This window comes from Flavobacterium cutihirudinis, assembly GCF_003385895.1.
Taxonomy (GTDB): domain Bacteria; phylum Bacteroidota; class Bacteroidia; order Flavobacteriales; family Flavobacteriaceae; genus Flavobacterium; species Flavobacterium cutihirudinis.
Genome location: NZ_QRDQ01000013.1, coordinates 108,822 through 120,729, shown reverse-complemented (window position 1 = coordinate 120,729; position 11,908 = coordinate 108,822). Strand labels below are relative to the sequence as shown.

7 protein-coding genes are annotated in these 11,908 nt (G+C 35.0%); all 7 read left to right on the top strand.

Annotation, left to right across the window (positions count from 1 at the left end; genetic code table 11):
• Positions 1 to 204: 204 nt before the first annotated feature.
• The 7 genes from BD847_RS19970 (at position 205) to BD847_RS19940 (ending at position 11,739) form a co-directional block, all read left to right on the top strand.
• Complete coding sequence (locus BD847_RS19970) at positions 205 to 954, top strand: DeoR/GlpR family DNA-binding transcription regulator (RefSeq protein ID WP_115890010.1); 750 nt, start codon at positions 205 to 207, stop codon at positions 952 to 954.
• A gap of 150 nt (positions 955 to 1,104) precedes the next feature.
• Positions 1,105 to 4,020, top strand: coding sequence for an FAD-binding and (Fe-S)-binding domain-containing protein (locus BD847_RS19965; protein ID WP_115890009.1), 2,916 nt, complete (start codon positions 1,105 to 1,107; stop codon positions 4,018 to 4,020).
• A gap of 41 nt (positions 4,021 to 4,061) precedes the next feature.
• Entirely contained in the window at positions 4,062 to 4,883 is an 822-nt protein-coding gene (locus BD847_RS19960) for an alpha/beta hydrolase (RefSeq protein ID WP_115890008.1), read from the top strand.
• Between the two features lie 248 nt (positions 4,884 to 5,131).
• Positions 5,132 to 6,613 (top strand): glycoside hydrolase family 10 protein, encoded by a 1,482-nt coding sequence (locus BD847_RS19955; RefSeq protein ID WP_115890007.1) that lies wholly within the window; start codon positions 5,132 to 5,134, stop codon positions 6,611 to 6,613.
• A gap of 13 nt (positions 6,614 to 6,626) precedes the next feature.
• Positions 6,627 to 9,131 (top strand): beta-N-acetylhexosaminidase, encoded by a 2,505-nt coding sequence (locus BD847_RS19950; protein ID WP_115890029.1) that lies wholly within the window; start codon positions 6,627 to 6,629, stop codon positions 9,129 to 9,131.
• A gap of 4 nt (positions 9,132 to 9,135) precedes the next feature.
• Positions 9,136 to 10,431, top strand: a complete 1,296-nt coding sequence (locus BD847_RS19945) for a serine hydrolase domain-containing protein (protein WP_115890006.1) — start codon at positions 9,136 to 9,138, stop codon at positions 10,429 to 10,431.
• Between the two features lie 162 nt (positions 10,432 to 10,593).
• Entirely contained in the window at positions 10,594 to 11,739 is a 1,146-nt protein-coding gene (locus BD847_RS19940) for an exo-beta-N-acetylmuramidase NamZ family protein (protein ID WP_115890005.1), read from the top strand.
• Positions 11,740 to 11,908 lie beyond the last annotated feature (169 nt).

Below are 11,908 nucleotides of genomic sequence, written 5' to 3'. Positions count from 1 at the left end.
TTTATTGCATATAAATGCGACATTTTGTAATATTTTTTATAAAACAGCTAAAAATAACGCAAAATAACGCATATTTTGTATGTCAATTCCCTCCTGTTGTTATGTATAATTCAAAAAACGCAAACTATTGCATTTCTTAACATATCTTCTGTCGGTGAATAGAATTATTTGATATATTTGTTCTGAATTTTTAATCTCTGGAAAATGCTGAAAGCGGAAAGACATAAATATATAATGACCAAACTTATTGAAGAGCAAAAAGTTGTTACGACAGATTTGGCACTTGCGTTGGATTTGTCTGAGGATACAATAAGAAGGGATTTAAACGAGTTGGACGGCAAGAAGCTACTTGAGAAGGTTTATGGAGGTGCAGTTCAGGTTAAAGAAAAAGCTGCCGATGTTTTTAATATTGATATTAACGCCGAGGAGGAAAAAAAGAGAATTGTAGCTAAGGCATTATCTTTATTACGTGACGGACAGGTTATTATTATGAGTGGAGGAAGTACAAATTTGGTTTTCGCAAAGCTTATTCCTGCAGAATTAAAAGCTACTATATATACGTATAGTTTGCCAATAGCCATGCAATTGTCACAACATCCAAATATTGATTTGATATTTATTGGAGGAAAGATGCAGAAAAACGCAATGGTGACAATTGGTATGGATGTAATTCAGGTTGTTTCCAAAATTAAGGCCGATATTTGCTTCATCGGTGCCAGTAGCATTAATGTAAAACAAGGGCTTACTGAAGTTGGTTACGAAGTGTCAATTGTCAAGAAAGCTATGATTGAGGCTTCTGATAGAGTGGTTTCTATGTTTACTTCAAATAAACTGGATACAAAAATGCCGCATAGTGTTTGCGAAATTAGTCAGTTGGATACTATCGTTACAGAGTTAGATCCGAATGATTCAAGGTTCGATGAGTATAAAAAATCTGGGGTTTTTGTACTTTAATTTGTAATTTGCTTTTTAATACTTGCGTTATTTTTCGTGTTTTAAATTTAATTTTGTTAAATAACGCAAAATAATGAAATCAGTTTGTTTTTTGTATATATTTGTTAAATTAAAGTTTACCATTTGTATTAAAAAAACAATACTTACTCAATGCCCAATTCTTTCCCATTTCAACAATTATCCGATTCATTAGAAGGAAATCTATTTTATGATGAACTTCATAAAAAGCTTTACGCTACAGATGCTTCTGCTTATAGAATTATTCCGGAAGCTGTTGCGGTTCCAAAAACCGAAGAAGATATTGTAAAAATAATTCGTTTTGCTTCAGAAAATAATATTTCAATAACACCTAGAACAGCAGGAACTTCGCTGGCTGGGCAAACTGTTGGAAACGGAATTATTGTAGATGTTTCTAAACATTTTACTAAGATTGTTGCTTTTGATGCTCAAAAGAAAACCATAACAGTACAACCAGGAGTAATTCGCGATGAACTGAATTTATACTTAAAACCGCACGGATTATTTTTCAGCCCGACAACCTCAACTACAAATCGCTGCATGATTGGCGGTATGGTCGGGAATAATTCCTCAGGAACAACTTCTATTCGATATGGCGTGACCCGAGATAAAATTGTTGAAATCAAAGCAGTTTTAAGTGACGGAAGTAAAGTGGTTTTTAAGGATTTGTCTTCGGAGGAATTTATTGAGAAAACAAAAGGGGATACGCTCGAAAATAAAATCTATCAAACGATTTACGAAGAGTTGTCGAATAAAGAAAATCAAGAAGAAATTCATAGGGAATTCCCAAAACCTGAAATTCACAGAAGAAATACGGGTTACGCGATTGATATATTATTAAAATCTAAATTGTTTTCAGGTACAGAAGACACTATAAATCTAGGTAAATTGCTTTGCGGAAGTGAAGGAACTCTTGCTTTTACTACAGAAATCACGCTGAAAGTTGACGATTTACCACCAACCAATACTATTATGGTTGTGGCGCATTTTCATACTATTCAGGAAAGTTTAGAAGCGGTTGTTACCGCAATGAAACATCATTTGTATACTTGTGAAATGATGGACGACACTATTTTAGATTGTACCAAAACCAATAGAGAACAAGCAAAAAACCGATTTTTTATTGTGGGAGAACCTAAAGCAGTTATTATGCTTGAAGTTGGATCGCACATTAGCATGGAAGATGCCGAATTACAAGCCGATGCATTAATTAGAGATTTAGAAAATAATGGTTTCGGATATGCTTTGCCAAAAATTTACGGAACAGACATTGACAAAGTTAATGAGGTTCGTAAAGCTGGTTTAGGCCTTTTAGGAAGTATTGTAGGCGATGATAAAGCTGCTGATTCAATTGAAGATACAGCAGTAGAATTAAGTGATCTTCCAAATTATATTGCCGATTTTGCAGCCATGATGGAAAGACACGGACAAAGTGCCATTTATTATGCGCATGCGGGAGCTGGAGAATTGCATTTGCGTCCGAAGATAAATTTAAAAACAAAAGAGGGATTACATCAGTTTAGAAATTTATCCACGGAAGTGGCACATTTGGTAAAAAAATACAGAGGTTCGTTAAGCGGTGAACATGGCGACGGAATTTTAAGAGGCGAATTTCTCCCTTTTATGATAGGCGATAAAAACTACGAACTGCTGAAACGAATAAAAAAAGCATTTGATCCCAATACCATTTTAAACGTTGGGAAAATTGTAAATACTTCTAAAATGGATGAAAACCTTCGTTTTGAAGCAGGAAGGATTGAACCGGAAATTAAAACCATTCAGGATTTCTCAGACAGTTTAGGAGTTTTACGCGCCGCCGAAAAATGCAACGGTTCGGGCGATTGTCGCAAACTGCCTTCTGCCGGCGGTACTTTATGCCCGAGTTACCGTGCAACCCGAAACGAAAAAGATACAACTCGCGCCAGAGCCAATGCACTTCGAGAATATCTTACTCATTCTGAAAAGGATAATAAATTTGATCACGAAGAATTATATAAAGTATTTGAGTTATGTGTAAGTTGTAAAGCTTGTGCAAGCGAATGCCCTAGTAATGTTGATATTGCGACTTTAAAATCGGAATTTTTATATCAGTACCAAAAAGCAAATGGTTTTTCGCTTCGCAGTAAAATATTTGCTTTTAATTCCAAATTAAATAAGCTCGGAAGTATTACGCCAACGATGACGAATTTTGTTTCTAATTTGTCTTTGGTCAAAAAAAGTATGGGAATTGCTCCAAAAAGACAAGTTCCGTTATTGGCTCCCGCAACTTTCAGAAAATGGTATGCGAAGAACCGAAAATTGGCAGAAAACAATTCTTTCGCAAATGGCAAAGTGTATCTTTTTTGCGATGAATTTACCAACTATTATGACGTTCAAGTCGGAATTGATGCTTATGAATTATTGACTGCTTTAGGTTATAAGGTAGAAATAATCAATCACGAAGAAAGCGGAAGAGCCTTTATTTCTAAAGGTTTTCTCGAGCAAGCGCAGGAAATTGCAAATAAAAATGTGACTATTTTTAAAGATTTAATTTCAGAAGATACACCTTTAATCGGAATTGAACCATCTGCAATTTTGTCTTTTAGAGACGAATACATTCGTTTGGCAAAAGACAAAGAAAGTGCTGAAAAACTTTCGAAAAATACTTTTACAATAGAAGAATTCTTTAAAAGAGAAATTACAAAAGAGAAAATCCATTCAGGACAATTTTCCGATAAGGAAAAAACTATAAAGATTCACGGACACTGCCATCAGAAATCCTTAAGTACGGTTGAAGCTTCTTTTGCGATGCTGAATTTGCCAAAAAACAGTTCGGTTACCATTTATAATTCAGGTTGTTGCGGAATGGCAGGTTCATTTGGTTACGAAAAAGAACATTATGATATAAGCATGCAAATGGGTGAGGATACATTGTTTCCAAAAATTCGAGCAACGGAAGCAACAACAGCAATTGCAGCAGCAGGAACAAGTTGTCGTCATCAGATTTTTGACGGAACAAATAGAAAAGCAATGCATCCTGTAACGATTTTAAGAGATTGTTTGAAATAAGTTTCTGAAATTTGATGATCTAACCGTTTAAAAAAGATTTTATGAAAAAAGCAATCTTCACTCTACTTCTGACATTCGTATTTTTTTCTGCAAAAGCAGCCAAAATAGATACCATTCAGGTTTTCAGTTCTTCAATGAATAAGAATATAAAAACCTGTGTAATAGTTCCTGATAATTATAAAAAAAGTAAAGATAGATTTCCGGTTGTGTATCTTCTTCACGGCTACAGCGGCAATTACAGAAGTTGGGCAAAAGACTTTAAAGACCTTGGCAAACAGGTTGATCAATACGGTTTTATAGCGATCGGTGTTGACGGAAATTATTCAAGCTGGTATTTTGATAGCCCAATAGATCCGAGTTTTAAATATGAAACTTATGTAATCAATGAATTAGTTCCTTTTATAGATAAAAATTACAAAACAATTTCGAAACGCGAAGGCAGAGCGATAACAGGTTTGAGCATGGGCGGACACGGCGCTTTGTATTTATCATTTAAGCATCAGGATGTATTTGGCGCAGCAGGAAGTATGAGTGGCGGAGTTGATTTTCGTCCGTTTCCGGAAAATTGGGACATAAAAAAACGTCTTGGTTCAATAACCGATTTCCCTGAAAATTGGGATAAAAATACTGTTACCAATATGCTTGATCTGGTAAAAGACAATAATTTAAAACTGATTATAGATTGCGGCGTTGATGATTTTTTTATGGAAGTAAACAGGCAACTTCATCAAAAAATGTTGGCATTAAAAATAAATCACGATTACATCGAACGTCCGGGAGAACATAATTTGGCTTATTGGGAAAATTCATTAAAGTTCCAATTATTGTTCTTCAATAATTTTTTCAAAGAGAAAACAAAATAATAAAAACTTATGTGTTGCAATAGACGATAAAGCAACACATAAAACTTGGTTGGTTACCTATCCTAACAGGTTTTCAAAACCTGTTAGGTATTTTTTAGCCAATTAGAATAGCCACAGATTAAGTTGATATAAAAGATTTTTTCGCCACTAATTGCACAAATTAATCTGTTGAATCTGCTAAATCTGCGAGAGAAAAAAATAGCCTGCATTTGTTTTTTACAACATTAACGAACCAAAAACACAACCTTATGAAAAGTCTAAAAATCATAATTCTAATACTGCTGTTTCAAACGAAACTTTTCAGTCAGGAATCACCAAAAAGAGAAATGCGTGCAGCGTGGATATCAACTGTAGACAATATCGACTGGCCATCAAAACCAGGATTATCAGACAAGCAGATGAAATCTGAAATGATTATGATTTTAGATAATCTAAGATCAAATAATTTAAACACCGTAATTTTTCAAATCCGACCAACGGCCGATGCCTATTACAAATCAACAAAAGAACCGGCATCGCATTGGATAACCGGAACTCAAGGTGTAGCTCCAGGATTTGATCCGTTGCAAATGATGATTGATGAAGCCGGAAAAAGAGGAATGAATGTTCATGTTTGGCTGAATCCGTATCGTGTACAAAAAGATACTGTAAAAGAAGTTTTGGCAAAAACACATTTGTATTTTAAAAAACCAGAATTATTTTTAACGTACGGAAAATCTAGATATTTTAATCCGGGTTACAAAGAGACTAGAGATTTTGTGGCTTCTGTGGTAGGCGAAATAGTTCGCAATTATGATATTCAGGCCGTTCATATGGATGATTATTTTTATCCATATAAAATTGAAGGACAGGAGTTCCCTGATGAAAAAGCTTTCGCTAAAGAACCACGTCAATTTAAAGATAAAGGGGATTGGCGAAGAGACAATGTTGATTTGATTATTAAACAAATCAGAGACACGATAATTGCGAATAAACCAGAAGTAGAATTCGGAATATCGCCTTTTGGTGTTTGGAGAAATATTGCCAAAGATTCAGACGGATCAAATACGACAGCCGGAGCAACCAATTATGACGATTTGTATGCCAATATTTTAAAATGGCAAAAAGAAAACTGGATCGATTATGTAACACCGCAAATTTATTGGCACATTGGTTTTGACAGAGCCAATTTTGAAGTTTTGGCAAAATGGTGGGCGGCACACAAATATGGAACTAATGTTTATGTAGGCCACGGCGATTATAAGATTTCGAATACCGCGAAAGAACCAGAGTGGAGAAGCCCGGATCAAATTGTAAAGCAGATTGAAATGATTCGAAAAATACCTCAAATAGACGGTTCGATGCATTTTACAGCAAATTCATTCTTTAAGAAAGGAGATACATTGCGAAATCCGCTTACTCAAAAACCATATAAATACATTGCCTTAACGCCAGAAGCAAACCGAATTACAAGAATAAAACCTCAACCGCCAACAAATGCTGTATTTGCTAAAAAAGGCAATAATGCATCATTGACCTGGAAGGCAGGAATTAATGATAAGAAATATGTGATTTATAAATTCCCGAAAGGAAAAATAACCGATTTCTCAAATCCGGCGAATATTTATTACGTAACCACAGCAACAAAATTAGAAGTTCCAAATGCCGATTTCGAGCATTATATATATGCCATTTCCGCTTTAAGTCAAACCCAGACTGAAAGCGCTCCAATTGAATTTACAACAAAATAAAAAGATAAAAGCCATGAAAAAAAGTATTTTACTAATCGCCATTTTTCTAAGTTCTTTGAGTTGCCTACAAGCACAGAAGTTGGATATAATTCCGAAACCGGTTAAAGTCGAGCAAAAAGAAGGAGCATTTATTATTCCTTCATCGGTACAAATTATTGTAGACAAAAAAGCAGAAAAAAGTGCTGATTATATAAAGACTTCTTTTTCGAAATACACAGGAATTATTCCAGTTGTTTCTATCGGAAATAAACATAAAAAAAATACAATTGCATTTTTGGTCGATGAAAAAATGAATCTTCCGAATGATGGTTATAAATTGACTATCAATAAAAAAGGAATTCTTATAAAAGGAAAATCTTCAAACGGAGTTTTAAACGGACTTCAAACCTTACTACAGATTTCTTCAGCAAAAGACGTTAAAAAAGGAAGCATTCCATTTGCAAAAATAGAAGATTATCCACGTTTTGAATGGCGCGGTATGATGCTCGATTGTTCACGTCAGTTTTTTGACAAACAAACGGTTCTTAATTATATCGACTGGCTGGCAGCGCATAAAATGAATATTTTTCATTGGCACTTAACCGATGACAATGGCTGGCGCGCCGAAATAAAATCAATGCCTGATTTAACCTTAAAAGGCGCGTGGAGAGGACCGGGAGAAGTTTTGCTTCCATCTTACGGATCTGGCGATAAACGTTACGGCGGATTTTACACGCAGGCCGATATGAAAGAAGTCGTGGCGTATGCATCGGCTCGTGGAATTTCGGTAATGCCCGAAATTGAAATTCCGGGACATTCGCGCGCAGTAACAGCTTCGTATCCAGAAATTGGATGCGCTATAAGTCAGGAACTCAAAAGTGTTCAGGGAGAAGTGAAAAATGTTTGGTGCGTGGGACGTGAAGAAAACTACCAAATTTTAGATTCGATTATCAGGGAATTTTCAGAAATGTTTCCGTTTGAATATATTCATATTGCTGGAGATGAAGTAAACAGAGCCAATTGGGAACATTGCCCAAAATGTCAGGCTTTGATGGCAAAAGAAGGTTTTACGGATAGTTTTCAGCTTCAGAATTATTTCTTTAAAAGGGTTCAGACAATTGTAGATAAATACCATAAAAAAACGGACGGTTGGAATGAAATTTTAAAAGGCGGAGAAATAAAACCAAATACGCTTATTTCTGCTTGGCAGGGAATTAGTTACGGAATTGAATCGGCTAAAAAAGGATATGAAACCATTATGATGCCAGGACAATATCTATATTTTGACATGGCACAATCTGAAAATGAGCGAGGCCATCGGTGGGCCGCTATCACAGATACTAAAAGAGCCTATTCGTTCGAACCAATTCCGAATGACGATTTGACACCGGAACAACAAAAATTGATAAAAGGAGTTCAAGGCGCTTTGTGGAGCGAATATTTAGATCGTCCAACTCGATTTGTAGAATATCAAAGTTATCCGAGAATCAGTGCTTTATCTGAAATTGGATGGTCTAAAAAAGAGGACAAAAACTGGGAGGATTTTTACGGAAGATTAACGCACAGTCATTTGCAGCGTTTGGCAAATATGGGAATTGCTTTTAGAGATTTTCCGCCAACTGCAATTTATCAAAACGGGACAATTACGGTAACTCCACCATATGAAAATGCAATTGTTCGTTTTGATGCGCAAGGAAACGAACCAACAAGACAATCGGCTTTATATACAAAACCAATTCAGACAAAAGATTACGAACAGTATATGTTCCGCACTTTTTTTAATGAAGATGTGGCAAGTCCGGCGGTAAAAGTGGAGAAGTTGCCTGTTGCCAATTGGAGTACTTCTAAAGTGGAGGTTTTGAATATTTCAGAGAATATTTCGGAACACGTTGATAAAAGCGGAATTTGGTATTTAACTTTTACTCCAACTGCAGATGCAAGAGCAAATGGTGTTGTAAGAACGGTTTCTCTTTTTGAAAATGATAAATTAGTACAAAGTTTTGCTGATGAAAAAACGCTGAAATCAAAACCGCGTCTTCGATTTGTAATTGAGAATTACAATGAAAAAAATACGTATCGTTTAGATTTTACTGTTGAAAATAAAGAGACAAAAGAATCTTCGGCAAAAGTAAATTTCAATTGTTCACCTTATTTAGAGCCAGAAGTAAAAGTGACCTCATCGATGGCTGAAAATCCTAAATTCCCAATTTCGACTTTAGAAGATTATAATGCCGAAACTTATTTGCGTACTGATGTTGCGTGTGCTAATGGCGATTGGATTTTATACACTTTTACAAATCCTGTAACTTCTTCTAAAATTGATGTATTAACGGGAATTCCGCATCATCCAAGATTCATTGTGAACAACGGTTATGTGGAGTATTCATATAACGGAATTGATTTTATAAAAGGCGATGCTTTCGATTACGGAAATGTGTCAATTTTTCCAAAACAACCCGTAAAAGCAGTAAAAATTGTTATTACAGGAACCAATAATGAACCTCTAATGGCAAGTCAGGACTTAAGAATTAATCCATAGAAATATGAAAAATAGTGTCAACAAAATTATAATCGTTTCCTTGATTTTTTTAGGAATAAATGGTTATTCGCAGAAAAAATCTTTTGATCTAAAACGAAATGAAGTTTACATCGATTCGATGATGACCAATGCACTCGAAAAAGGATTTTTTCCCGGAGCTGAAGTTATTGTAGGGAATAAAGATGCCGTTTTAATTTCGAAAAATTACGGTTTTCACGATTACTCGAAAAAACAGCCTGTAAAATCAGATGATGTTTACGATTTGGCTTCGATGTCTAAAGTTTTAGGGGCAACACTTGTAACGATGCGTTTGGTTGGTGAAGGCAAAATAGATTTAAAAGACAAAGTAGGCGATGTGGTTGAGGTTTACAAAAACACGCCAATTGCCGATTTGACATTGTTTGAATTATTAACACATACTTCAGGATTAAAAGCGAGTATTACTTTTTATCAAAGTCTGCTTTCAACGCCAGATGGTTCGCCTTTGTTGAGCAAAGAGAAGTCGGATAATTATCCTGATTTGTTTGATACGATGTATGTAAACAAGAATATCGTTTATGATGCCAATTATCTTTCTTTTACGCCGAAAGAAAATTGGGTTCAGATTTATAAAAACATGTGGTTGAATCCGGAATTTTATAAAATAGTTTACGAGCAAATTTCTGTAGCAAATACGAACACAAGAGGGAAATATGTTTATAGTGATCTGAATTTGCTTTTGGTGAAACAAATGATTGAAGCCAAAACAGGTTTGAAATTAGATCAATTGACAAAAGAAATTTACACCGAATTAGGGATCTCAAAAATCGGTTACAATCCGTTAAAATGGACTTCGATTGAAAATGTAATGCCAACGGAATTGGATAATTTTTTCAGAAAAGATACTATTCATGGTTATGTTCATGATGAAGCTGCGGCGATTTTTGGCGGTGTTTCAGGAAATGCGGGTTTATTTGCAAATGCACAATCAATCTCTGTTATCTGCCAAATGCTGTTAAATAATGGAATGTATAACGGAAAACAAATCCTGAAAGCAAAAGTGGTAAAAGAATTCACGAATTCGCCTCTAACAAAAGAAGGAATCTACCGCGGACTTGGTTTCGACAAACGAAAACCAGATGAATTTTTTAAAGCAAATGATTTTGGACATACGGGATTTACAGGAACTTTTTTCTTCATGAATCCGGACACAAACAGATTTCTAATTATTCTGACCAATCGCGTAAATCCAACGAGAACAAACAGATTAATGTACAAAGATGATTTTAGTGCTAAAATCTGGAAGCAAATCAATAATTAAGATAAGGCTAGTCACACATTGAAAGGATTTTTCTCTCGCAGATTCTGCAGATTTAGCAGATCAGAATATTTAAAAAATCTCCTAAATCTGCAGAATCTGCGAGAGAAATAAAAAATATATCCTTTTAATCCTTTAATCAGTGGCAAGAAAAAAACAAATCGTATGAAAAAACTAATATTTTGCATACTGCTCACAACAGTATCTTTTGCACAGAAAATAAAAACAGGCGCGGAGAATTACACAGCGTATTTGCCTTTAATACAAGGTAAAAGCGTAGGAATTGTAACCAACCAAACCGGAATTATTGACGAGAAAACCCATTTGGTTGATTTTCTAGCATCAAAAAACATCAAAATCAAAACTGTTTTTGCACCGGAACATGGTTTTAGAGGAACTGCAGATGCTGGCGAACACGTTTCTGACGAAGTGGATGCGAAAACAGGTTTGTCTATAACTTCCCTTTATGGGAAAAATAACAAACCAACTCCAGAGCAATTGAAAGGCATCGATATCATGATTTTTGATTTGCAGGATGTTGGAACAAGATTGTATACTTATGTTTCAACAATGCATAGAATAATGGAGGCTTGCGCCGAGAATAATATTCCGTTGATTGTATTAGACCGCCCAAATCCTAATATTGCGATTGTCGATGGACCGGTTTTGGACATTGCTTTCAAAAGTGGAATTGGGATGCATCCTACACCGCTACTTCACGGAATGACTTTGGGTGAAGAAGCAAAAATGATTAACGGTCAAAAATGGCTAAAAGATGGCGTTCAATGCAAATTGACAGTGGTGCCTTGTTTAAATTATAACAGAACAATGAGTTATAGTTTGCCTGTAAGACCTTCGCCAAATTTGCCTAACGATCAGTCGATTAATCTGTATGTGAGTTTGTGTCTTTTCGAAGGAACCAATGTAAGTATGGGACGTGGCACCGAAAAGCAATTCCAAATTTATGGTTCTCCATATTTGCCAAAAAGCGATTTTGCATTTACTCCAAGACCTAATTTTGGAGATAAAGACCCTTTATATAAAGGTATAGAATGTAATGGCGAAGATTTATCTGCAATTCCGAGAATAAACAGACTCGAAATAAAATGGTTAATAAAAGCATATCAAACAACTGCGGATAAATCTAAATTTTTCGATAAAAGAAAGTTTTCCATTCGCGCCGGAAATGAAAAATTACAACAACAAATTGAAGCGGGAACATCAGAAGAAGAAATAAGAAATAGTTGGAAAGAAGGTATTGCAGCTTTTAAAAAAATGAGAAAGCAATATCTGATTTATAAAGAAAAATAACAGTCACTTGTTATATTTATTTGGTTTGGTTAGTGAAAAAGCGGTTCAGAGATGAGCCGCTTTTTTTTGAAAAAAACTGTTTATAAGCGCTTTAAAAGCTATTATTTAGTACAGCCATTTGACAATATACTATTGTCAAATAAGAATCTTTCTGTTTAAGTTTGAATGA

Excerpts from the sequence above, each read along its gene's own strand:
- BD847_RS19940 (WP_115890005.1), top strand. The coding sequence starts at position 10,594 with ATGAAAAAACTAATATTTTGCATACTGCTCACAACAGTATCTTTTGCA.
- BD847_RS19965 (WP_115890009.1), top strand. The coding sequence starts at position 1,105 with ATGCCCAATTCTTTCCCATTTCAACAATTATCCGATTCATTAGAAGGA.
- BD847_RS19945 (WP_115890006.1), top strand. The coding sequence starts at position 9,136 with ATGAAAAATAGTGTCAACAAAATTATAATCGTTTCCTTGATTTTTTTA.
- BD847_RS19970 (WP_115890010.1), top strand. The coding sequence starts at position 205 with ATGCTGAAAGCGGAAAGACATAAATATATAATGACCAAACTTATTGAA.
- BD847_RS19950 (WP_115890029.1), top strand. The coding sequence starts at position 6,627 with ATGAAAAAAAGTATTTTACTAATCGCCATTTTTCTAAGTTCTTTGAGT.
- BD847_RS19955 (WP_115890007.1), top strand. The coding sequence starts at position 5,132 with ATGAAAAGTCTAAAAATCATAATTCTAATACTGCTGTTTCAAACGAAA.
- BD847_RS19960 (WP_115890008.1), top strand. The coding sequence starts at position 4,062 with ATGAAAAAAGCAATCTTCACTCTACTTCTGACATTCGTATTTTTTTCT.